At 56.8% G+C, this 23,090-nt stretch carries 24 protein-coding genes; 7 read left to right on the top strand and 17 right to left on the bottom strand.

The annotated features are described in order from the left end of the window. Nucleotides 1-292 precede the first annotated feature (292 nt). The 5 genes from FE840_RS12925 (at nucleotide 293) to FE840_RS12910 (ending at nucleotide 4,330) form a co-directional block, all read left to right on the top strand. Nucleotides 293-904 carry a transglutaminase-like cysteine peptidase gene (locus FE840_RS12925; protein ID WP_138288725.1) on the top strand — a complete coding sequence of 204 codons (612 nt, stop codon included), beginning with the start codon at nucleotides 293-295 and terminating at the stop codon, nucleotides 902-904. 233 nt (nucleotides 905-1,137) lie between these two features. Next, the gene (locus FE840_RS12920) at nucleotides 1,138-1,902 is read left to right on the top strand and encodes a hypothetical protein (RefSeq protein WP_138288726.1); all 765 of its coding nucleotides are present in this window, start codon (nucleotides 1,138-1,140) and stop codon (nucleotides 1,900-1,902) included. Between the two features lie 115 nt (nucleotides 1,903-2,017). Then, the gene (locus FE840_RS12915; protein ID WP_138288727.1) at nucleotides 2,018-3,472 is read left to right on the top strand and encodes a D-alanyl-D-alanine carboxypeptidase; all 1,455 of its coding nucleotides are present in this window, start codon (nucleotides 2,018-2,020) and stop codon (nucleotides 3,470-3,472) included. Between the two features lie 43 nt (nucleotides 3,473-3,515). After that, nucleotides 3,516-3,785 (top strand): hypothetical protein, encoded by a 270-nt coding sequence (locus tag FE840_RS20875; RefSeq protein ID WP_138288728.1) that lies wholly within the window; start codon nucleotides 3,516-3,518, stop codon nucleotides 3,783-3,785. 17 nt (nucleotides 3,786-3,802) lie between these two features. Further along, nucleotides 3,803-4,330 carry a gamma carbonic anhydrase family protein gene (locus FE840_RS12910; protein WP_138288729.1) on the top strand — a complete coding sequence of 176 codons (528 nt, stop codon included), beginning with the start codon at nucleotides 3,803-3,805 and terminating at the stop codon, nucleotides 4,328-4,330. 6 nt (nucleotides 4,331-4,336) lie between these two features. On the opposite strand, the gene FE840_RS12905 is transcribed toward FE840_RS12910, so the two are convergent. Genes FE840_RS12905 through FE840_RS12895 form a run of 3 tightly spaced genes read right to left on the bottom strand, consistent with a single transcriptional unit; the run spans nucleotide 4,337 to nucleotide 6,418 of the window. Further along, on the bottom strand, nucleotides 4,337-4,732 hold the full coding sequence (locus FE840_RS12905) for a Fur family transcriptional regulator (protein ID WP_138288730.1): 396 nt from the start codon (nucleotides 4,730-4,732) through the stop codon (nucleotides 4,337-4,339). A 2-nt stretch (nucleotides 4,733-4,734) separates the two neighbouring features. After that, a complete protein-coding gene (locus FE840_RS12900; protein ID WP_138288731.1) occupies nucleotides 4,735-5,547 on the bottom strand; it encodes a metal ABC transporter permease in 813 nt (270 codons plus the stop codon). After that, the gene (locus tag FE840_RS12895; RefSeq protein ID WP_138288732.1) at nucleotides 5,540-6,418 is read right to left on the bottom strand and encodes an ATP-binding cassette domain-containing protein; all 879 of its coding nucleotides are present in this window, start codon (nucleotides 6,416-6,418) and stop codon (nucleotides 5,540-5,542) included. Before FE840_RS12895 ends, FE840_RS12900 begins: the two co-directional genes overlap by 8 nt. Nucleotides 6,419-6,511: 93 nt before the next feature. Between FE840_RS12895 and FE840_RS12890 the strand changes: the two genes are divergently transcribed. Together FE840_RS12890 and FE840_RS12885 are read left to right on the top strand one after the other, a co-directional pair. Then, entirely contained in the window at nucleotides 6,512-7,597 is a 1,086-nt protein-coding gene (locus FE840_RS12890) for a zinc ABC transporter substrate-binding protein (RefSeq protein ID WP_138288733.1), read from the top strand. Nucleotides 7,598-7,670: 73 nt separating this feature from the next. Further along, on the top strand, nucleotides 7,671-8,861 hold the full coding sequence (locus tag FE840_RS12885; RefSeq protein WP_138288734.1) for a GTP-binding protein: 1,191 nt from the start codon (nucleotides 7,671-7,673) through the stop codon (nucleotides 8,859-8,861). Between the two features lie 53 nt (nucleotides 8,862-8,914). Here FE840_RS12885 and lpxB read toward each other — a convergent pair whose 3' ends face one another. The 14 genes from lpxB to FE840_RS12815 form a co-directional block, all read right to left on the bottom strand. Next, nucleotides 8,915-10,093: a lipid-A-disaccharide synthase gene (gene lpxB / locus FE840_RS12880; protein WP_138288735.1), complete on the bottom strand. Its 1,179-nt coding sequence runs from the start codon at nucleotides 10,091-10,093 to the stop codon at nucleotides 8,915-8,917. After that, nucleotides 10,090-10,962 carry an LpxI family protein gene (locus tag FE840_RS12875; RefSeq protein WP_138288736.1) on the bottom strand — a complete coding sequence of 291 codons (873 nt, stop codon included), beginning with the start codon at nucleotides 10,960-10,962 and terminating at the stop codon, nucleotides 10,090-10,092. The genes lpxB and FE840_RS12875 overlap by 4 nt, the downstream gene beginning before the upstream one ends. 4 nt (nucleotides 10,963-10,966) lie before the next feature. Then, nucleotides 10,967-11,782, bottom strand: a complete 816-nt coding sequence (lpxA, locus tag FE840_RS12870; protein WP_138288737.1) for an acyl-ACP--UDP-N-acetylglucosamine O-acyltransferase — start codon at nucleotides 11,780-11,782, stop codon at nucleotides 10,967-10,969. Then, nucleotides 11,779-12,246 (bottom strand): 3-hydroxyacyl-ACP dehydratase FabZ, encoded by a 468-nt coding sequence (gene fabZ / locus FE840_RS12865; protein ID WP_138288738.1) that lies wholly within the window; start codon nucleotides 12,244-12,246, stop codon nucleotides 11,779-11,781. The genes lpxA and fabZ overlap by 4 nt, the downstream gene beginning before the upstream one ends. Further along, nucleotides 12,239-13,303, bottom strand: a complete 1,065-nt coding sequence (lpxD, locus tag FE840_RS12860) for a UDP-3-O-(3-hydroxymyristoyl)glucosamine N-acyltransferase (protein ID WP_138288739.1) — start codon at nucleotides 13,301-13,303, stop codon at nucleotides 12,239-12,241. The genes fabZ and lpxD overlap by 8 nt, the downstream gene beginning before the upstream one ends. A 50-nt stretch (nucleotides 13,304-13,353) precedes the next feature. Continuing rightward, on the bottom strand, nucleotides 13,354-15,681 hold the full coding sequence (gene bamA / locus FE840_RS12855; RefSeq protein WP_138288740.1) for an outer membrane protein assembly factor BamA: 2,328 nt from the start codon (nucleotides 15,679-15,681) through the stop codon (nucleotides 13,354-13,356). Nucleotides 15,682-15,874: 193 nt separating this feature from the next. Continuing rightward, entirely contained in the window at nucleotides 15,875-17,008 is a 1,134-nt protein-coding gene (gene rseP, locus FE840_RS12850; protein WP_138288741.1) for an RIP metalloprotease RseP, read from the bottom strand. 24 nt (nucleotides 17,009-17,032) lie between these two features. Further along, the gene (locus FE840_RS12845; RefSeq protein WP_171033781.1) at nucleotides 17,033-17,866 is read right to left on the bottom strand and encodes a phosphatidate cytidylyltransferase; all 834 of its coding nucleotides are present in this window, start codon (nucleotides 17,864-17,866) and stop codon (nucleotides 17,033-17,035) included. Nucleotides 17,867-17,874: 8 nt separating this feature from the next. Then, on the bottom strand, nucleotides 17,875-18,618 hold the full coding sequence (locus tag FE840_RS12840; protein ID WP_138288743.1) for an isoprenyl transferase: 744 nt from the start codon (nucleotides 18,616-18,618) through the stop codon (nucleotides 17,875-17,877). A 50-nt stretch (nucleotides 18,619-18,668) separates the two neighbouring features. Continuing rightward, a complete protein-coding gene (gene frr / locus FE840_RS12835) occupies nucleotides 18,669-19,229 on the bottom strand; it encodes a ribosome recycling factor (RefSeq protein WP_138288744.1) in 561 nt (186 codons plus the stop codon). A gap of 54 nt (nucleotides 19,230-19,283) precedes the next feature. Beyond that, on the bottom strand, nucleotides 19,284-20,006 hold the full coding sequence (pyrH, locus tag FE840_RS12830) for a UMP kinase (protein ID WP_138288745.1): 723 nt from the start codon (nucleotides 20,004-20,006) through the stop codon (nucleotides 19,284-19,286). A gap of 99 nt (nucleotides 20,007-20,105) precedes the next feature. Further along, on the bottom strand, nucleotides 20,106-21,032 hold the full coding sequence (tsf, locus tag FE840_RS12825; protein ID WP_138288746.1) for a translation elongation factor Ts: 927 nt from the start codon (nucleotides 21,030-21,032) through the stop codon (nucleotides 20,106-20,108). A gap of 258 nt (nucleotides 21,033-21,290) precedes the next feature. Next, nucleotides 21,291-22,058, bottom strand: a complete 768-nt coding sequence (rpsB, locus tag FE840_RS12820) for a 30S ribosomal protein S2 (RefSeq protein ID WP_138288747.1) — start codon at nucleotides 22,056-22,058, stop codon at nucleotides 21,291-21,293. Between the two features lie 186 nt (nucleotides 22,059-22,244). Continuing rightward, nucleotides 22,245-23,081, bottom strand: a complete 837-nt coding sequence (locus tag FE840_RS12815) for a cell envelope integrity EipB family protein (protein ID WP_138288748.1) — start codon at nucleotides 23,079-23,081, stop codon at nucleotides 22,245-22,247. Nucleotides 23,082-23,090: the final 9 nt, after the last annotated feature.

Here is a 23,090-nt window from a genome sequence, read left to right as displayed (position 1 = left end):
TTCATCCAGCGACCGTGACCAAGCACCCTCGCTCCAGATCCTGAGAAAAACCCAACGAGAGCAGCAACTTAGCAGTTGATCTGGCGACACCAACCGTCGAGTGACAGGTGCGACGGATAAAAATTGAATCGAATCTCTGCCTAATTAGATCCAAATTCTACTCAATATTGAAGACAATATTATTCTGGTTTTATTGAAATACTTGGCCTATTTTACTTAAAAGGTACTTCGCTTCTTCGCGAGCAATCAAATTCTCTGTGTCATTGTTCTCTCCATACAAGGGAGATAACCAATGACAAAAAAGAAAAATCTCAGCTTTGGAATCCTCACTCTCGCCTGCATCAGCGCATTTGGCACTTCGACGGCCGCATCACCGGCCCATATGACAGTTGTTGGCAAGGCGAATCCGCCCATTGGTCATTACGAATTCTGCCGCACCTACGTGAATGAGTGCACCGGCAGCTATACCGACCTCGGCCCTATCGCTCTGACCGAACCACTTTGGAAGGCCATGCTTGAGGTAAACTACACCGTTAACAGCTCGATTACCCCACTAACAGATCTGGAAATCTTTGGGGTTGAAGAGCGCTGGGCCTATCCGCGCTCAGTCGGCGACTGCGAAGACTACGCCCTTCTAAAGCGGAAAATGCTTATCGACCGGGGCTTTTCGCCGTCTGACCTTCTTCTGACTGTTGTATTACAGCCGAATGGGGAGGGACATGCCGTCCTTACAGTCCGAACCGATCACGGTGACTTCATCCTGGACAACATGCGGGACAGAGTACTGCTGTGGTCAGACACCGAATATACCTATCTGAAGCGGCAGGCGAGCGATCAACCGTCACGCTGGGTCAAGCTGCGCGACGGTCGCGCGGTTGCCGTTGCGAGCGTTTCGTCCAACTGAGGAGTACAAGCTCGACATCCAACACTCTTCTGGCCCCGGTCCGTCCCCCGCATCCCCGTCCCCCGACCGGCGCCAAATGAGCCGATCCTGTCCAACCAGGATCGGCTCTCTTTTTTTGTCATGGCGACTCTGGTCGCCTGCAATGTTTAGGGGTGATTAACCATATTCTTCGAATGCTCACATATGAAATGGGCAGATTCGCCGGCAAAGTAACTGCCTTAGCGAGGGTTTTCATGGCGGAACCAGCATATAGTGGATCGATGAACGAGCGCGAACCAGCCCAGGAGCCAATCATCTCCAACCGTTTCTTGTTCTGGCTGACCAGTATCATCGCCACCCTTGCATTATTCTCCGTCGGCATCAGCATCGTTGGGCGCGAATATGGCGAAGCCCTCTCACTTGCCGGTCATAGCGAGAGCGACAGAGTCCTCTCGGTTACCATTGGCCGGGATTCTCTCTCGCTGGTCGAAAACACCGTGCGCTTCGAATCGCAGCGACGTGACGGGCGGGCAGAGCGTGTCGATCTTTATCTTCTGTGGCCTGAAATGCGTGGCTACAGTCGCGACGACCGCCGTCGCTTCGATGATCTCAGCAGGCAGCAATCATTGTTGTTTCTTCAGATCTCCCAAAGCACCATGTCACGCGACATGTCCGGTCGCATGGAGCCTATCTATGCCAATATCCTGAAGCCAGAACGGGCGGCAGGGCCTGCTGGTCTCGCGATCCAGCGATTTGAGGCCGGCCACGGTTTCGATGGCGAGCTTCTCCTGAGCGGCCAACTTCCCGACGGCTCACTCTATGCAATCCGCTGCCAGGATTCAGCCGCGGCAACTGCCGATGCCGGGGATTGCCAGCGTGACATTCACGTCGGGGACGACCTGACTGTTCTCTACCGCTTCCCGAACCACCTCATTGGTCAATGGGCTGCCATCGAACACGCCGTTCGCGGATATGTAGAAGAGCGGACCTCGCCCCTATCCGGTGCGTCCGATCGCTAGAGTCCAACCAAACTCATCAAGAAAAGATTCATCATAAACCTCTTGGTAAGGCTGCCGTCTTATTCTGATGGAAAGGTCGCGGTGGGGGAGCGCCCGGTCCGAAAATCCAGCTTTCATGAGTTTTGTGGTGTTGACGTCAAACGGAACCTTCTCTCTCATCACTGGTTTGCGCAGGTCATTCTTGGTTGTCGTTGCTGCGTTTCTGGCAGTCGGCATCGGCCTGGCACCCGCAAATGCCAATCCGAAATATGCCGGTATCGTCATCGATGCGAACACCGGGAAGGTGCTCTATAACGAGAACGGTGACAGCCTTCGCTATCCCGCGTCGCTGACGAAGATGATGACGCTCTACATGGTGTTTGAGGCGCTGGAGTCCGGTCGGATTTCACTCAGTTCCCGGGTGCCGGTGTCGAAAAACGCTGCGGCCGAACCGCCTTCAAAGCTTGGCGTCGGTGCAGGGCGCTCAGTCACTGTGGAACAGGCGATCCTTGCCCTTGTCACCCGCTCGGCCAACGACATCGCGACAGCGGTCGCCGAACATCTCGGCGGTTCAGAGCGTCGCTTTGCAGAAATGATGACAGCAAAAGCGCGAAGCCTCGGCATGAGCCGGACGACCTATCGCAATGCGCACGGTCTGCCAAACTCGGCGCAAACGACGACAGCCCGCGATCAGGCAATCCTCAGCCTCGCGCTTCGTCAACATTATCCGCAGTATTACAAGTACTTCTCCACCCGCAGCTTCAGGTTCGGCAATAGCACGATCGGCAACCATAACCGGCTTCTCGGTGCCGTGCGCGGGGTCGACGGGATCAAGACAGGCTACACACGGGCATCGGGGTTCAATCTAGCCACTTCGGCTCAGGCAAACGGACGCTCGATCGTGGCCGTCGTCATGGGCGGCACGACCAGCGCACGTCGCAACGCCCAGATGACGTCGCTCGTCCAGCGCTATCTGCCTCGCGCCTCGACACGTGGAAACGGCGCCCTGATTGCAAAGAAGAATACTGCAGTGGCACCAGCAACAGTTGCCGCATTGCCCGTAGTGCTGCCTCAGCGTGGACCTTTGCCGACCGCCCGTTACAGCGGTGCAACGACAGCTTCGGCCTTTGTAAGCCCGAACAGCCAAACAGGTGCAGGCAGCACCGCTCTCGGCGCCATGACCGCGCCAGTGCCGGCTGCTCCGGTGCCTCAACCTGCTCCAGCCTTCATCCCGGATCAGGGCGCATCGCTCGCCGAAGCCGCGCCAAGTCCGTCGGTCGCGGCGGCAACAGCGCAGACGGCGTCCATCGACACCACCACAACCGCGTCCATCCCTCAGAGCGGCTGGATTGTGCAGGTCGGCACGTCGCCCGAACGCGAGACTGCGATGGGTCTTCTGACGAAGGCGCAAGAAAGAGGTGGCAACATATTGAGATCGGCGACGCCATTCACCGTCGCCTTCGATACCGGCTCCGCGACCGTCTACCGGGCGAGGTTCGGTGGTTTCGACGACCAAAGGTCTGCGGTCAATGCATGTAATGCATTGAAGAAAAAGGGAATTGGCTGCTGGGCTGCATCCGCGACCCAGTGAGGCTTGAAATTCCTCGGTTTTGTTCTGCGTACGAGGTAGTGAAATGGCATCGAGAGAGATATGGAGTGGTCCTGGAACTGACCAGGACAATCAAGGACTGGAGCCGGCTTATGCTCTGCACCCTCTTCATGAGGCAGCTTTCCGGTTGTCCGACCTGGCGCTCAACCGTAAGCGTTCAAAAACAAAGGACCTGATTGGCTTGCTGCTCTGCCATGGCGCGAGAGCCTGGCGTTATTCGCAGCCTGAAGCGAACATCCATCTCCACATCGGCTCCCATGCCGGACGGCACCCGGTTATCCTGCGTATTCGTTGAACGAAAGAAGCGCGTCAATGCCCATTTATGCTCTTGGCAATCGGAAACCGGTCTTGGCTGACGCGGACCGTTTCTGGGTGGCGCCCAATGCGCATGTTATCGGAAGCGTGACCATTGGTTCCGATGTTGGGATCTGGTTCGGCGCGGTGCTCCGCGGTGACAACGACCCCATCGTCATCGGCGATTCAACGAACATTCAGGAAGGCGTCACGGTTCACACGGATATCGGCTTTCCCGTTACGATCGGTGCTGGCTGTACGATCGGCCATCATGCCATTATCCACGGCTGCCAGATTGGCGACAATAGCCTCATCGGAATGGGGGCCACGGTCCTGAATGGCGTCAAGATCGGCAATAACTGCCTCGTTGGGGCAAATGCACTTCTCACTGAAGGCAAAGCATTCCCGGATAACTCTCTGATTGTCGGCTCTCCCGCCCGAGTTGTTCGTACACTCGATGAAAATGCGATTGCCCGTCTAAGGCTTTCAGCCGGAAGCTATGTCGAGAATTGGAAGCGCTTCAAGCGTGACCTCGTCGAGATCTGAGCCGACCTAGGCACAACCGGCGCACAGGCCACGAATTTCGATCGTCGTTTTCTCCGCCTTGAAGCCTTTTTGTCTTGCAATAACCCTCAGTCGATCGTCCATGGCGTGGTCGTGGAACTCTGCAACATTGCCGCACTTGCCGCAGATCATGAAGGCTACCGTGCCGTGGCTTGTGCAGCCATCATGGGGATGGGCGCATGCGACAAAGGCATTCAGGCTCTCCAGCCGATGCACCATCCCGAATTCGACCAGTTTGTCGAGCGCTCTGTAGACCTGGAGCGGCGCTCGAAATCCGTGGTCGCGCAACTTGTCCAGGAGCCCATAGGCAGACAGGGGCGATGACGACGATGTCAAGGCGTCAAAAACCAAAGACTGGTTCTTGGTGAGCTGCGGGTTCGCCATGGTCATCCTCCTTTCACATCTTCAGAATTGCGACCGGGGCGTGGCAACAGGCTGACGAGAAACAGCAGCAATGCCGCCACCACGATCGACGGTCCAGATGGGGTGTCATAGTTTAGTGATCCGAACAAGCCAATCACGACGGCCACAGCACCTAGACCAGAGGCAATGACTGCCATCAGTTCCGGTGTCGACGAAAAGCGACGGGCAGCGGCAGCAGGAATGATCAACAGTGATGTGATCAAAAGGATACCCACGATCTTCATGGCAATTGCAATGACGATCGCCATCAGAAGCATGAAGACAAGCTTGGCTGTTTCCGGTCTCATGCCTTCCGCCTCGGCCAATTCCGAATTGACCGTTGCAGCGAGAAGCGGACGCCAGAGATAGGCGATCGTTGCCAACACGATTGCGCCACCACACCAGACCACTGCAATGTCCATCGGGGTGACGGCGAGTATATCGCCGAACAGGAATGCAATCAGGTCAAATCGTACCCAGGTCATGAAGGCGACCATCACAAGCCCTATCGCGAGCGTGGCATGGCTGAGGATACCGAGCAGTGCATCTGCCGACAGTCCCTGACGTTTCTGCAGGACGATCAGCAGCAACGACACAACGGCCGCCACAACGAAAACACTCAGCATGAGGTTGACCGAAAAGAAAAGCGACAAGGCAACACCGAGCAAGGCTGAATGGGCCATCGTGTCGCCGAAATAGGCCATTCGGCGCCAGATGACAAAGCAACCGAGCGGACCGGTCGTCAAGGCCAGTCCAATTCCCGCCAACAAGGCGCGGACGAAGAAGTCGTCAAGCATGACCTACGCCCTCCCCGCGCCGTGTCTCGGACAGATTTGGACGGTGATGTCCATCATGGTGATCGTGGTGATGGCCATCGCCGGGGTGGCAATGATCGGTGATCGAGCCATCGGCATGCTGGACACGCCCGTCCGGCAAGTGCGTATGATCGTGCTGATGGTTATAGATGGCGAGTGTCTGGCCTGCCTTGGCACCGAAAAGCCGCATGTATTCCGGGCTTTGGCTTACAGCCGCCGGCGTGCCTCGACAGCAGACATGCCCATTCAGGCATATCACGGTGTCTGTCGCCGCCATGACCACATGCAGATCATGAGAAATCATCAGGATGCCGCAGCCTGTTTTATCTCGTATTGACGTGATCAGTTCGTAGAGTGCGATCTCACCGGAGAAATCGACACCTTGCACGGGTTCATCCAGAACCAGGAGGTCGGGCTTGCGGGCGATCGCGCGAGCCAAGAGCGCACGCTGAAACTCGCCTCCGGATAGATTCTGGACTTCCGCATCGATCAGATGACCAATGCCGACAGCGTCCAGAGACAACACTATTTCCTGGCGTGTGAGCGATGTCGTCAACGTCATCAACCGCCTTACGGTCAATGGCATGGTCCAATCGACCGCAAGCTTCTGCGGGACATAACCGACACGAAAGCTTGCCTCCCGGCGCACGCGGCCCTCGTCGGGCTGCAATACTCCGATCGCCATCTTGGCACTTGTGGATTTCCCTGAGCCGTTGGGTCCGATCAGAGTGACGATCTCGCCTTTTGATACCGAGAAGTCGACCCCGCGCACCAGCCATCTGCCACCGCGTTTGACGCCGGCTCCTTCAAGGCGAACCAGAGGCGTGATCAGATCTCGTGAAAGCTTGGACATTCAAAACCTTTTTAGTTGCCTTGACCTATGCCACACGTTATAGCGTAACGCAAATGATGTAATGATATTACATATGCCAACCATGGAGCTGTCATGATCACTCGCAAACTTGGCCTCGCCGCTTCCGCCGCCGCACTGATTGCCCTGCCGACCGCCGCCTGGGCCGAGCCGAATGTTGTTGTATCGATCAAGCCTATCCACTCGCTGGTCGCTTCCATCATGAAGGGCGTTGCCGAGCCAAGCCTGATTGTTCAAGGTGCCGCTTCGCCGCACACATACACCTTGAAACCTTCCGACGCACGCGTACTTGAAAATGCTGATGCCGTCTTCTGGGTCGGTCACGGTCTGGAAGCCTTCCTTGAGAAACCGCTGGAAGCCTTGCCCAAGAATGCTGTGGTTGTCGAACTGGAAGACGCTCCAGGCCTGACCGAGCTTCCTTTCCGTGAAGGCGGCCCATTCGAGGCTCATGACCACGGCGACGAGGACCATGCCGGGCACGACCATCATGACGGTGAAGGCCATGACCATGATGATAACGCAAAAGAAGCGGCTCACGCACATGGTGATCATGCTCATGATCATAAGGACCACGCCCATCACGAGCATGAAAAGGCGGAGAGCAAGGAAGCTGGACATCATCATGATCATGATCATGCCCATGGCGGCACTGACATGCATATGTGGCTTGACCCCACGAATGCCAAAGCCATGGCGAGCCAGATCGAAAAGACACTGATAGAAGTCGACCCGGCCAACAAGGCGACCTATGAAGCCAACACCAAAGCGTTGATGGCAGAAATCGACGCCGTTGATGCCGAGATTGCGGCCAGCTTGAAGCCTGTTGCCGACAAACCGTTCATCGTGTTCCATGATGCCTATCAATACTTCGAACGACATTACAATGTCCGGGTGGTAGGATCGATCACGGTAAGCCCGGAAACGATGCCGGGAGCCGAGCGGCTTTCCGAAATCCAGGACAAGATTTCATCCTTGAACGCCGCCTGCGTTTTCGCCGAACCGCAATTCGAGCCCAAGCTGATCAACGTCGTCACCGAGGGCACGTCCGCAAAGCATGGGACGCTTGATCCGGAAGGCGGCGCGCTGGAGCCGGGACCTGCCCTTTACGGGAAACTCATGAAAAACCTCGCCAATTCGATGGTTGAATGCCTGACCCAATGAAGTCTTGAAGGCGGGTGACTCACCCGCCTTTTTAGGCAATGCGTATGTTATGTTATTACATTAAGGCACCAATATGCGAAAGCTTCCCGTAACCGTTCTGTCCGGCTTCCTCGGAGCGGGCAAAACGACTGTTCTGAACCATGTCCTCAACAATCGAGCCGGCCTGAAGGTCGCGGTCATTGTCAATGATATGAGCGACGTCAACATCGACGCGGCTCTTGTTCGTGATGGTGGCGCCGCCCTTTCAAGAACCGATGAACAACTCGTCGAGATCAGCAATGGCTGCATCTGTTGCACCATGCGCGATGATCTTTTGACAGAGGTAAGGCAGCTCGCTGAACAGGATCGTTTCGATTACCTGCTGATCGAGGCGACTGGGATCGCAGAACCGCTACCTATTGCCACGACATTTGATTTTCGCGACGAGAATGGAGCCAGTCTTTCCGACGTGTCCGAACTCGATACGCTTGTCACGGTGGTCGATGCGGCACATCTGCTGCAGGATTACTCCTCCAGCGACTTTCTCTCGGATCGCGGAGAGACCGCCGGCGACGGCGACAATCGCACGCTGGTCGATTTGCTCGTGGAGCAGATCGAGTTTGCGAATGTCGTGATTCTGAACAAGGTCGGGATCGCAACGGAGGCCCAGCGACAGGCAGCCCGCACCATCATCGCCAGCCTCAATGCTGATGCACGCATCATTGAGACCGACTTTGGTCAAGTTGCACCGAGTGACATTCTTGGCACTGGGCTGTTTGACCTGCGCGAAGCCGAAACTCACCCGCTTTGGTTCAAGGAATTGCACGGGTTCAAGGATCACGTTCCGGAAACAGAGGAATATGGCATCCGATCGTTCGTCTACCGCGCTCGAGCACCGTTTGACCCAGCGCTGTTCCACGCCTTCATCAACCGTCCCTGGCCGGGTGTGGTTCGTGCCAAGGGCTTTTTCTGGCTCGCGACAAGACCGCACCACGTAGGAGAGATTTCGCAGGCAGGCGCCTTGGTCCGAACATCAAAGCTTGGAATTTGGTGGGCGTCGGTGCCGCAAGACAAGTGGCCGACCGATCCAGGCTTTGCCAGGGCTATGTCACCCTATCTGGATCCGGTATGGGGCGACCGTCGTCAGGAGATTGTCTTCATAGGTTGCGACCCCATGGATCAAGAGAGCCTGGCAGCTGAACTCGACTCTTGTCTTCTTAGCGCTGAACGCTTCACTCCGTCCTCGTGGCGCAATCTGGCTGATCCCATGGTGGCATGGAGCTGAACCGACGGCTGTCCGCGCCCATCTGAGCGCATATGCCGGGACGGATCAGACCCTCAGGAGATGAGCCCGCGTTCGCGCAGCAAATCCATGACGACCAGACTGCCACTCTCGCCAGCCGACAGTTCTTTGTCGAGACGCTGCCAGACGAGGTCAAAGCCTTCAAGCATAGCCTTTCGCTGCAGCGTGTCTGTCGACAGGCGCTCCGCCCAGCGGACGAGGCTTCCCGGTCGCACGACATCGTTCAGATATTCCGGGACAATCGCGTAATCGCCAATCAGATTGGGAAGAGCGCCCGTCCATATCTTGATCCTATGGCTGACAAGACGGATCAACCAATCGCCCTTGTAGGTGGACACCACCGGAACATGCGCGAGAGCCAGCTCAAGGATCACGGTGCCGGAGGCCGCGATTGCTGCATCAGCATCTTCAAATGCCTGCCACTTTGCGGCATCTCCAACCAAGACCTCCGGTCGCAGATCCCATCCCGCTACGATTTCGCGCACGCGCGCTTCCTGTCGGGGTACGGTTGGCAGGAGAAAACGCGTCTTGCCATTGCGCTCAATGAACTCCTTCATCACATCGCCAAAGACGGGCAACAGGGCGTTGATCTCACTGGCTCTCGAGCCGGGAAGAAGAAGGATGGTTCGCTCGTCCTCATCTGTGGACGCTGGCCGATTTGTTCTGGCCATCCGAATCCGTCGAATGTCTGGGTGGCTCGTCAGCCGGTGTCCGACATAGTGGGTCTTCGGTCCCCCCAGGCGTTCCATCACCGCCGGTTCGAACGGCAAAACTGCTAGCACGGCATCCACATAGGAGAGCATGGCCGTCGCACGATACTCCTTCCACGCCCAGACGCTTGGACAGACATAGTTCACAATCGGCAGGTTCGGCATTTTGCTGCGAACCTTCTTGGCAACGCGATGGGTGAAATCAGGGCTGTCGACGATCAGCAACATATCGGGATTCGCCTTGACGATCGCGTCGGCAGCCTTTGATATCAGTCCGATCAGCCGAGGAAGCTTTGCCAGCACCTGGGTAAAGCCCATGATCGACAATTCTGAAAAGTCGAAGAGGGACGTCAGACCCTGCGACTCCAAAGCTTCCCCACCGACTCCGACGAGTTCGATGGTCCCTTCATGGGCGCGCTTAAGCGCTGCGACGAGATCTGCGCCCAGGAGATCACCGGATACCTCACCTGCGATGACTGCGATTTTCAAGGGACGTGCATTCATGCATGTTTATCCTTCAAACCACGATCAATGCCCATGACAAAAAGGCCTGCCTCATTGGCGGCTGCCACCATGACCTCGCGCTCGATGACAAGTGCCCTGCCCGCTTCCACTGCAATGCCTGCAAGACCTGCGGCTCTAGCATTCTTTACGGTCGAGACACCGATAGAGGGAAGATCGGCTCTCATGTCCTGCTGCGGCTTGCAGAGCTTGACGAGGACGCCCTTGCGCCTTTGGGAAATCCGTCCCTCCGCCCTCAATTCCGCAACGCGTTTCAGCATGGCATCCGTACCTTCGACGCCTTCGAGAGCCACAATCCTGCCGCCAACACTGATGGCTCCCTGCCCCACATCAAGGCGCCCGAGTGCTTCTGCCGCCTCGGCTCCACGCTCGATATCCCGAAGGTCGTCCGACGTGGGCAGGATGTCTCCAAACGCGCCAACTTCGGCGAGCAGATCCGGCAGGATCTCATGGGCGCCTATGACCTGGCAGCCTTGTGCCTCTATGAGCTCGATGACCATCTTCAAGACTGCGTCATCCCCGCCAGCCATAAGGGTCCGCAAAACGGCAGGAACTTTGGACAGGGATTTCCAGGTCGGAGATATCTCGCGGAACGACGGACGTTTCTTGACTGCGCCCGACATAACAACGCGGCCAATATCGTGAGACGCAAACAACCCAGACAGGCCCGACATATCGCCAACACCAATCACAGCATTGTCAAAGCCTTCCCAAATCGGGTCGGCTTCATTTTTCAGGCGGATCACAAAAGGATCCTCACCCGCAGCACGGGACGCCTGGGCCAGAAACAACGGCAGTTTTCCACTACCTGCGATAATCGCCAGCCGGCCCTGATTGCCTGCCGCCGCCATGCTATCAACTCTTGCCGCGATGCGGCGATGACAGGGCGCGGTCACTATCGGCCGCAATGAAATCGAGGATCTCGATCACCTGCGCGCAATCGAGATACTGCTCTCGAATGGCGGCAGCATTGGCACGCGCTGAACCTTCTGCTTCAAAGATATCCTTGAACGCACGACGAACCTTGTGAATGACCGGTCGGTCGATGCCGGCACGGGTCATCCCGACAACGTTCAGACCTGCCAGAACCCCGGGATTCCCGTTCAACATGCCATAGGGAATGACATCATAGCTCACCGCCGAAAGGCCACCGATGAATGCCTGGCGCCCGATGCGGGTAAACTGGTGTACGGCGGAGCCACCGCCCAGGATAACGCGATCTTCGACGATGACGTGACCAGCCAGCATCACGTTGTTCGACATGATGATGTTATCAGCCAGAATGCAGTCATGTGCGACATGGGAGTTGGCCAGGAACAGATTGTTGTTGCCAACAACCGTCTTGCCACCGCCACCCTTGGTGCCGGCATTCATCGTCACACCTTCACGCATTGTGCAGTTGTCACCGATGGTCAGCGTGTTATCCGAGCCTTCCTTGTGAATGCTCTGCGATTCACCGCCAATGACGGCGCAAGGAAAAATCCTGGCGTTGCGACCGATGACGGTCTTGCCAGTCACGACCGCATTGGAAATCAGCTCGCAGCCGTCGCCTAGGACGACTTCCGGTCCAATATGGCAGAAGGGCCCAATCCGGACGTTGTCGCCGATGGTTGCACCATCTTCGACGACCGCCATCGGATGAATGACGGCGCTGGCTGCAATACGGGTCATTTGGATTCCTTGCGCATGATCATCGCGCCAATATCAGCTTCTGCTGCCAATTGCCCATCAACTTTGGCATCACAATGGAATTTCCAGATATTACCGCGCTGTTTTTGCTTCGTAACGTGAAACTCCACGCGATCGCCTGGGACGACCGGCTTGCGGAAGCGGGCGTTGTCGATTGTCATGAAGTAGACGAGGTTTCCACCTTCACCTTGATGACGCGCGCAGATGGCGCCTGCGGTCTGGGCCATGCCTTCGATCAACAAGACACCGGGCATAATGGGAGAATCAGGGAAATGGCCGGTAAAGTGCGGCTCGTTTGCCGTCACATTCTTGATGCCGATCGCCGAGTTGTCGCCGTCGATCTCAATGATCCGGTCCACCAGCAAGAACGGATAGCGATGCGGCAACAGCTTCATGATTTCGAGAATATCAGCCGAACCCAGCTCGCTTTTTGCGGCTTCAGTCATTGCGGGCTCCCTTTTCCTTGGCGCGGGCATCGTAGCGGCTGAGTGTTTCCGCCACTTCGCGCAAATAGTCTTTCAATGGGCGGGCCGGCACTCCACCATATCTTTCGCCGGGTGGAACATCCGACAGGACGCCGCTCATGGCCGCGATCTGGGCACCATCGTGAATGGTGATGTGGCCATTCACGCCAGCGGCTCCCCCGATCATGACCCCATCGCCAATGCGGGTACTGCCAGCAATGCCGACCTGGCTTACGATCCCGCAATGGCGACCAATTCGCACATTATGGCCAATCTGAACCAGATTATCGATCTTGGTGCCCTCACCGATCACCGTGTCATCCATGGTCCCGCGATCGATCGTGGTATTCGCACCGATCTCCACATGATCCTGGATGATCACCCGACCAACCTGAACGATCTTGATCATGCCGCGCGGACCAGGCGCATAGCCAAAGCCATCCTGACCGATCCGAGCCCCATTATGGATGATCACGTTGTTGCCGATGAGCGCAACCTGAACGCTTGCGCCCCCGGCAATCGTGCAGTCGCGCCCGATCTTCACGCCAGCCCCGATAAAGGCACCGGCTCCAATCAACGTGCCGGAGCCAATCTCCGCATCGGCCCCGATAACGGCTGACGCCTCTACACGAACGCCCGCTTCGAGTTTGGCTGACGGGTGAATGCTGGCCTGCGGAGAAATTTCTGGTCCGTCAAAACCGAGTGACGCAGGGCGCAAGGCCTGAGGATGAAGTATCGCTCCGGCAAGCGCAAAGGCTGTGTTCGGCGCTTTGCATAGCAGGATCGGAATATGCGACGGAACAAGGCCGGACAGTGCTTTGTCGCACACGATGGCCGAAGCGTTACAACTGACCAATTCATCCTTGTTACGGCGCGACAGGATGTAACAAATATCGCCCTCTTTTGCGCGGGCAACAGGGGACACGGATCTGATGATCCGTTCGCCTTGTGTTTTGTCGAGGAGTTCCGCCCCAATCTGTTCGGCAAGTGACGCGAGCGTCACCCCCTCATGGGGCGGAAAGAAATGATTATGATCCATCAGCAAACGCTCCAGAACGTCGACATGCCAGCAGTTCTGGAATTCCAGTCTTAGAACTGGTTTGCCATGCTGAAGCGGAAGTTCTGCTCCTTGTCGAAGTCTTCCTTCATGACCGGTACGGCGTAATCAAACCGCAACGGGCCGAATGGCGAAAGCCAAACAATACCGGCACCTACCGATGCGCGCATCGACATATCGGTTCCCACGACAGCAGAAGACCCAGTCACAACGTCATTGCCATAGAGCGTTCCCGCATCAGCGAAAACGGCGCCACGGAAGTTCAAGTCCTGCGGCAGGAATGGCATCGGGAACGTCGCCTCAGCGGAGGCAGTGAAGTAAGTCGTCCCCCCAATCGAGTCATTACCCGCACGCGGACCAATACCGTTGTTCTTGAAGCCACGGATCTCACGACCGCCGATCTGGAACTGTTCGAAGACGTTCAGGTTGTCTCCGGTCGCAACTACGTGGCCTGCGGAGCCGCCAACCGAACCGACGATATCGAACTCATCCGACAGCGTCTGATAGTAACGGAATTTGCCGTAAACCTTGTAGTAATCGGAGTCTCCGCCCAATCCAGCATATTCATGCGTAAAGCTCGCATAGAGCCCTTCGCGCGGATTATTCCGGTCATCAATCGTGTTGTAGACGATCGAATGACCAAGGATCGACTGCTGGAACTCACGCTTTGCAATGAGATTCTGGTAGGGCACTGACAGAGCGGACAGGTTCCCGTCAAGCGTATAGGTCAGTTCCTTGTAGGTGTAGCGGAACGTCGTCGCCAGATCTTCCGTGATCGGCGCGGTCACGCGAACAGTGCCGCCCTGCTCTTCATAGTCGTAGTTCGCGTTGCTGCTCGTTTCGCTGCGAAACACATCGAAACCTGCCGCCAGACGATAACCAAGGAAATAGGGTTCAGTGAACGAGAAATTGTAGGTCCTGTTGGACTCCAGACCGCCACCCGCAGCGACGCGAATGAACTGGCCACGACCGAGGAAGTTCTTCTCTTCTACCGAAGCCTCCAGGATCAAGCCATCACCGCCAACCGAGTAGCCAGCACCGATACCAAAAGAGCCTGTCGCCTGATCGACAACATCAACGACAATCACAACACGATCCGAAGCCGAACCCTGCTGGGTCGAAATGTTGACTGTCGAGAAATAGCCCAGAGCTTCCAGACGACGCTTGGCCCGCGAGATGACCTCCTGATTGAATGCATCACCTTCGGAGATGTCGAACTCGCGACGAACAACATAGTCACGCGTACGCGTGTTACCGCGGATTTCGATACGTTCGACATAAGCGCGCTCACCCTGGTCTACCAGATAGGTCACGCCAATCGTGTTGTTTTCGAAATTCCGATCGCCACGCGGGACGACGCGGGCGAAAGGATAGCCGAGAGAGGACACACGACGCGAGATCGCTTCCATCGACCGCTGCACGTCACGAGCGCTGTACGTGTCACCGGCGCGCGACTCCAGCAAGCGCTCCAGGTCTGCCGCATCCACGCCATCAACCGTCGATTCGACGCGCACTTCGCCAAAGCGGTAGCGCTGACCTTCGTCAACGGTAATGGTGACGGTGTATTCGTTTGTCGCTTCATTCAACGTCGCATCAGATGAGATGACACGGAAATCAGCATAGCCGTTGTTATAATAGAACTGCCGCAGGGCCTCTTCATCGGCACGGAGCTTATCTTCGTTAAAGACATCCTTTCGGGTCAGGAACGAAAAGATACCGGACTCCTTGGTCTGCAACACGGCAGCAAGACGACCGTCCGAATAGGCATTGTTCCCAACGAAATTGATGTCGCGGATCTTGGTGCGATCTCCTTCGTTGATCACATAGGCAAGATTGACGCGGTTCTGACCAACCGGAACGACCTGGGTCGTGACCTCGACGTCATTACGCCCGATGGCTGCGTAAGCTTCACGAATACGCTGAATGTCGGCACTAACAAGCGCATCACTGTAAGGCCCCAGAGCCCTGCTCTGAACAATCGTCGACAAGCGATCGTCCTTGATCTTCCGGTTGCCGTTGAACACCACCTGATTGATCAGTTCGTTCTCCGTCACGGTCACAACGAGGGTACTGCCCGATACGGAAATCCGCACGTCTGAGAAAAAACCTGTCTCGAAGAGTTGCTTCACGGAAGCATCAATATCGGCATTTGAAAAATTCTGACCGGGACGGATCGAAATGTTCGAGCGAACAGCATCCGCACCAACCCGTTCAGCGCCGCGTACGTCGATACGCTGGATAACGGCAGCCTCAGCAGCAACAGTCGATGCGAGCAATGCCACACCTGCGCCCGAAGACACGACACCAGCAGACAGCGCAACGGCTGACACTGCGTTCAATAGTCTCGAACCAGTTTTCATATGTGTACTATACCTTCTTCCCATTATCCCGCGGTCGTGCCCGACTCCGACCTGTTTGTGGTTTTACCGGGTTTTACCCTACAAGCAAGCCTAGACGTTAAAATGCGTTTACTTCGTTCTTTGACGTGGCTCAATCGCCACTATCGCTCTGAAACATAGTAAACAAATCGTAATTTCCCATACAAGCAGATCGTCAACCGATCAATCGGCTTATGTCATTCCATGTGGCGAAAACCATCAGAGACAGTATCATGGCAAAGCCGATGCGGAAGGCATATTCCTGTGTCGCCTGCCCTAACGGTTTTCCACGTATTGCCTCGATGGCGTAAAGAAGCAAGTGACCACCGTCAAGGACCGGAACTGGCATCAAATTCAACAATCCCAGAGATACCGACAGCACCGCAGCGAGGTTGAGAAGCGCCAGAACGCCGAGCGTTGCCATCTGTCCAGATGTTTCCACGATACGTATGGGTCCACCGATCTGGTCGGGGCTCATGCGCGCCGAAAAGACATTGGCGAGGTAGTCAAAAGTCCCGGTCACGATATGACCTGTCTGACGCACACCCTCGACAATCGCCTGCCCCCAGTTCAGCTCCTCCACACGGAAGTTTGCGCTTTGCTGGTCGATGACGATGCCGATCTGCCCAACCTCATGTTCGTTGCCGAAACGATCTGTCGTGACTGTCCGCCGCGGCGTTACGTCGAGTGTCAGGACGGCGTCATCGCGCTGGACGGTCATGACAACCGGAACCTCAGGGCGCATGGAGATATAGCGGATAACATCGTCGAAGGTTTGGATGCTCTTGTCATCAAGGGAGAGCAGGAGATCGCCAGGCCGCACACCTGCGGCATCAGCAGCACTGCCGGCCCGCACTTCTGCGACGATCGGATCCGCAACCATTTTTCCGTTGAAGCCGAACACGCCGGCAAAAATGACGATGGCCAGAAGGAAGTTTGCAAGTGGACCTGCCGCAACCGTGAAGGCCCTCTTCCAAAGAGGCGCCCCTGACAGCGTCTGCGCCCGCTCCTCGGGTGTGAGATCCCGAAGCTCGTCGCTGTCCGGCTGGCTGGCAACATCCGCGTCACCGAAGAAACGAACATAGCCACCCAGAGGAATCAGTGAAAGTTTCCAACGGGTTCCGTGCGAATCTGTATAGCCGAGGATTTCCGGGCCAAAGCCAACGGAAAAGGCCATCACGCGTATGCCCGACCAACGGCCTGCCAGGTAGTGGCCCATCTCATGAATGAACACCAGTAAAGACAGAATGATGATACTGGGAAGCAGGCTGCCACCGAGAAAGCCAAAGACTGCGTTGATATGGTCCATTATCTGTTTCCGTCTATGTGCGGGTTAGCGCCCGAGAAGAAAGGCCCCCAGTGACGTAACCGGGGTACCTCCGGCAGCCGAAAAGCCGATTGCCAGAAAGAAAGTGGCAAAACAGGCAAATACAAGGCCGTCCACCCGATCCATCACGCCACCGTGACCAGGAATCAGATGACTGGAATCCTTCACGCCAAAACGACGCTTGATGAAGGACTCAAAAAGATCGCCGATCTGGCTGGACACGGAGAGAAACAGGGCCATGAGCGGCAACCAGATGCTGCTCACCTGAAAATATGAAAGCGCGACGACCATTCCGGCAGCCACACCGGAGAACGTACCGCCAACCGCACCCGACCAAGTCTTGCCGGGGGAAATTCTTGGAGCAAGCTTTGGTCCGCCAATCGCCCGTCCAAAGAAATAGGCCAGGATATCCGTGCTCCAGACAACCGCAAAAACGAAGAGCATCGCGACAAAACCGACACTGTCATCGCCGCGGATCGCCGAAAGTGAAACCGCACTCAGGCTGGCATAAAGAATGCCGATGGCATGCCAACGCGTCCAGTTTCCGAACATGGAGAACAAACAGGCGGTGAAGACAAATCCGCCCATCAAGGGCACGGTCAAGGCCGCGTCACCAATCAACAGATTGGCAAAGGTGACGATAACCGCGAACCAACCAAAGGCGTAGCCTCGCAGACTTGTCTCTTGAAGGCGTGTCATTTTGGACCACTCGTAATAGACGAGCACCCCCAAACCAACGGCGAAAAGCCTGAAGGCCAGCCCACCATACCAAGTACATGCTAGTACCACGGCAATCATCACGATGGCCGAATAAATGCGAAGCGTCAGTTCTCGGGATATCGCCGCCATCACTGACCGACCGCCACGGCCTTGGTCGACAGCGCCCCGTAACGCCGGTCTCTCTTTGCAAACCGATCCAACAATTCTTTGAAGAGTTCCGGACTGAAATCGGGCCAGAAATCCGGCACAAACATCAATTCAGCATAGGCCGCCTGCCAGAGAAGGAAGTTCGACAGCCGCTCCTCACCACTTGTACGGATAATCAGATCGGGATCCGGAATACCCGCCGTATCCAAGTACTGATTCATCAGATCGGCGTTGATTTCTGAAGGCTTCAACCGTCCAGCAGCAACTTCTGTTGCCAGCCTTGCGGCGGCCCGGGCAATTTCGTCACGCGAACCGTAGTTGAAGGCGATGACAAGCGTAAGGCCGGTGTTTTCGCGCGTCGTTTCCTCGGCCTCAAGAAGAAGCGTTAGAATATCGACACGCAGGTTCTCGCGTTCGCCGATAATGCGCACCTTAACATTGGCCTTGTGCAATTCCGCCAAATCGCGACGGATAAACGCCTTCAAGAGGCCGAAGAGTTCGTTGATCTCGTCCGGCGGTCTCCGCCAGTTCTCGGACGAGAAAGCGAAAAGGGTAAGATATTGAACGCCAGCCTCACCTGCTGCCTTCACCGTCTCCCGCACTGTCTCGACACCGCTGCGATGCCCGAGCGTTCTCGGCAGGCCCCGTGCATTGGCCCAGCGACCATTGCCATCCATGATGATGGCAACATGCTCTGGAACGATGCGGTTTTCGGCGATCGACATGGCGTATCCGACTCAATGGCAAGCGGTGGAGGACAGGTAAGGCCGTCTTATTAGACCTGCATGATTTCCTTTTCCTTGTCGGCGAGCAAGCGGTCGACTTCAGAAATGGTTTCATCGGTCATCTTTTGCACCTTGTCCGACTGGCTCCGGCTGTCGTCCTGCGAAATCGCACCATCCTTTTCCGCTTTCTTCAGACCGTCCATGCCGTCCCGACGAACATGGCGAATCGCCACCTTGGCCTTTTCCGCATAGTCATGGGCGATCTTCACCAGCGATTTGCGACGCTCCTCATTCAGTTCCGGGAGCGGAATTCTCAGGTTCTGTCCGTCGATGATCGGGTTCAGGCCCAGATTGGCTTCGCGGATCGCGCGATCGACGGCATTGACCATCGACTTGTCCCAGACCGAAACACCCAGCATACGGGGCTCCGGCACGGTCACATTCGCCACCTGGTTCAGGGGCATGCGCGATCCATAGGCCTCAACCGTTACCGGATCCAGAATATTGCCGGATGCTCGACCTGTGCGCAGCGAGGCAATATCGTGCTTGAAAGCGTTGATTGCGCCGTCCATGCGGCGCTTAAGATCACTCAGATCAATCCCTGCAGTCATGATGGTACTCCCGTAGTCTTGAGGAAGGTGCCACTCGTCGCGGCACTAAGGCATTCAATTGTCGGTGACGATGGTCATGTGGCCGGCGCCCTTCAGGATATTGCCAAACCCGCCCTTATCGTGAATGGAAAAGACGATGATCGGAATACGGTTCTCGCGCGCCAAGGCTACCGCAGCGACGTCCATCACAGCCAATCCCTTTTGAAGCACCTCATCATGCGTCAGCCGGTCAAAGCGTGTGGCGTCGGGATCTTTTTTCGGATCAGCGGAATAGATACCGTCTACCTGTGTTCCCTTGAAGATGGCTTCCGCCCCCATCTCCGCCGCACGCAGAGCCGCGGCGGAATCGGTGGTGAAAAACGGGTTGCCCGTACCACCGGCAAAAATCACGACACGACCGAGCGACAGATGGTACAGCGTTGCACGTTGGGAGAAGCTCTCGCAGATTTCGGGCATCGCGATCGCCGACAGTACAACGGTGTCGATGTCCAACTTGCGCAGCGAGGTTGCCAGTGCCAGTGCGTTGATAACTGTCGCCAGCATGCCCATGTGATCGCCGGTCACACGATCACCGCCCTTTGAAGCAACGGCAACGCCACGGAAGATGTTGCCGCCACCGACAACCACTCCGACCTCTACCCCCATCTTGCGCGCTTCGGCGATGTCAGAGGCGATCCGATCTGCAACGGCAACGTCTATACCAAACCCCTGGCTGCCCATCAGGGCTTCCCCTGAGGCCTTGAGAAGAACGCGTTTGTAGATAGGCGTGGCGGACATGAAAGCTCCCGTATTCAACTCTGTGCCGGATACACGAAGGGCACCGCGTTGTCACGCGATGCCCGGATTTTTCCTTAGGAAGGAATGGACTTACGTCAATCAGCCCTTGGCAGCAGCAGCAACTTCTGCCGCGAAGTCGCTTTCTTCCTTCTCGATGCCTTCGCCAAGCAGCAGGCGCGCCATGCCGGTGACTTCGATCGGAGCGCCAGCGTCCCTTTCGGCTGCCTTTATGGCGTCGCCGACGGTCTGGTCCGGGTTGATGACGAAAGCCTGCGAGAGAAGGGCAACCTCCTCGAAGAACTTGCGCATACGGCCTTCAACCATCTTTTCGATGATGGCGTCCGGCTTGCCGGAGGCGCGGGACTGTTCGATGAAGACGTTGCGCTCGCGCTCTGCAACAGCGGCGTCGACTTCTTCCGCACGGATGGCGAGCGGGTTGGTCGCGGCGATGTGCATGGCGACCTGACGACCGACGGCAGCGAGAACGTCCTTGTTGCCAGTCGACTTCAGCGCGACGAGAACGCCGAGCTTGCCCAGGCCGTCAGCAACGGCGTTGTGGATGTAGGTGGCGACGACGCCGTCCTCAACCGAGAGCTTGACGGCGCGGCGCAGCGTCATGTTCTCGCCGATATGGGCGATCGCGTCCTTGATCGTGTCGGTGACGGTCTTGCCGCTGGCCGGATAGGTGGCAGCGCCGATCGCCTCGACGGAACCGTCGGTGCCGATGGCAACCGAAGCCACACCGCGGACGAGGTCCTGAAAGGCGTCGTTGCGTGCAACGAAATCGGTTTCGGAATTGACTTCAACGACAACGGCCGAAGTACCGGCGCCGTTGATGCCGATCAGGCCTTCGGCAGCCGTACGGCCCGACTTCTTGTCGGCCTTGGCAATGCCCTTAGCGCGAAGCCAGTCGATGGCAGCTTCGATATCGCCATTGTTCTCGGTGAGCGCCTTCTTGCAATCCATCATGCCTGCGCCGGACTTTTCGCGCAGTTCCTTTACGAGTGCTGCAGTGATTTCAGCCATTGTGTGCCTCTTGTCTGTTCAGGCGGCGCGCCCGTTATCGCGGAGATTCGTGGAGCGCCCTGTTTGGGGGACGAAATGTACCCGGAAGTGTGACATCGTGATGAAAGTTTTCATCACGGGAAAGGTCATCCGTCCAAAACGCCCGCAGCATAAAACGCCACGGCTCCAAGGAACAGAAACCGCCCGCTGCTCATGATGGCTTGCGGGCGGTCGTTGCCTTGACGGGACGGAGCGGAAGGAAAACCCGCCGCAGCAGTCTTAGGCTTCAGCCTCACCCTCAAGCGCCGGCTCGATCGGGGCCTCGGCGGAAGCACCGATATCACGACCAGCGGCACCCTGCTGACGCGCAATGCCGTCGATTGCAGCGCGAGCGATCAGGTCGCAGTAGAGCGAAATGGCGCGCGATGCGTCGTCATTGCCCGGGATCGGATAGTCGATCAGGTCCGGATCGCAGTTCGAGTCGATGATTGCAACGACCGGGATGCCCAGACGCTTGGCTTCATCGATAGCGATCTTTTCCTTGTTGGTGTCGATGATGAACATCAGATCAGGGGTGCCGCCCATATCGCGGATACCGCCCAGAGCCTTTTCCAGCTTCTCGCGCTCACGCTCAAGGTTCAGACGCTCCTTCTTGGAGTAACCAGAGCCTTCCGTAGCCAGGATTTCGTCCAGCTTGCGCAGACGGGCGATCGAGTTGGAAATGGTCTTCCAGTTGGTCATCATGCCGCCGAGCCAGCGGGAGTTGACGTAATACTGAGCAGAACGCTTGGCGCTGTCAGCGATGAGGTCAGACGCCTGACGCTTGGTGCCGACGAAGAGTACGCGACCACCGCGTGCAACCGTGTCGGACACGACCTGAAGGGCGCGCGACAGCATCGGCACAGTCTGAGCCAGATCGATGATGTGAATATTGTTACGGTCGCCGAAGATATACGGCTTCATCTTCGGGTTCCAGCGATGAGTCTGGTGGCCGAAGTGTACACCAGCTTCGAGAAGCTGACGCATGCTAAAATCAGGCAATGCCATGCCTTTTCTCCTTTTCCGGTTTAACCCCCGCGAGGCAAACAGCATTCCCATCCGGGATATGCCACCGGCGGAAACCTACGGATTTCTCCCGTAAGATCCCAAGCCTCGCGTGTGGAATGCAGCGGCCCATACAGGTGTTGACCGCTTAAATCAAGTGCCAGCGCTCGAAAACACCGGCAGTCTCGATCAGGGTTGGCAATTCGTGTCGGCGGATGCGCCAAGGATCTCGAGCTTTGTCAGCTTGCCTGTGAGCACAAAATCACCGTAATCCAGCGTGAGGTCCCGGGTCACGCCATTCTCGTAGAGCTTGAAGGACTGGCTATAGATCGGCAATTGATCGCCTACGGTGTTTTCTTCGAAATAGGAAATGGACACCGGCCAGTATTCCGCCTTCAATAGCTCGCCGACCGCTTTCGTTTCACCATCGAGCGCGCCTGGCTTTTGCCGGGGGCCGACAATCGTGGTGGTCAGATAGGTCTGATCTCCCTCTTCCGAACCATCATAGATGCGGGATTCGAAAAAGCGCTCGCCGCGCTGGGCCCTGCTGATGACTTCGAGCATGTGCTCTGCCGGGAACCTGCTTGCGGCGACTTCGACCTCACGATTCGATGGGCCGGTGAGTTCAACCTTCACCTTGCCACCCTGTTCACGGGCGGCACCGCTGATATCGGTATCCAGCTGATCATCGGTAAAGGTCTTGGTGGAGAAACTGAAGGTACCGGCTTCGACGTCTTCGAAGGTCGAGCTCCGCTGATCGGTCACCCGGGTTCCCTCCCCTGTATTGATCTGGGTCACAAAGCGGAAGTCCGTCGAGAAACCGTCGCAGGCCGAGCCTCTGAATTCGTAGACCATGCGTCCACGCATCCCCTCGATACCGGAACGTTCTGACGCCTCCTTCAACTGAACGTCGTAGACGGCCCGGTGCGGGACAAGCTTCCCGGCAGCTGTTGCATGCGCCGTGAGCGGAGAGCAGGCCGAAGCCGCCACGACCATGGCGAGTAGGCTTCTCGGCGAATGAAACATCGTTGACCT

The organism is Peteryoungia desertarenae, assembly GCF_005860795.2.
Lineage (GTDB): Bacteria > Pseudomonadota > Alphaproteobacteria > Rhizobiales > Rhizobiaceae > Allorhizobium > Allorhizobium desertarenae.
This window is presented reverse-complemented; position numbering and strand designations above follow the sequence as displayed.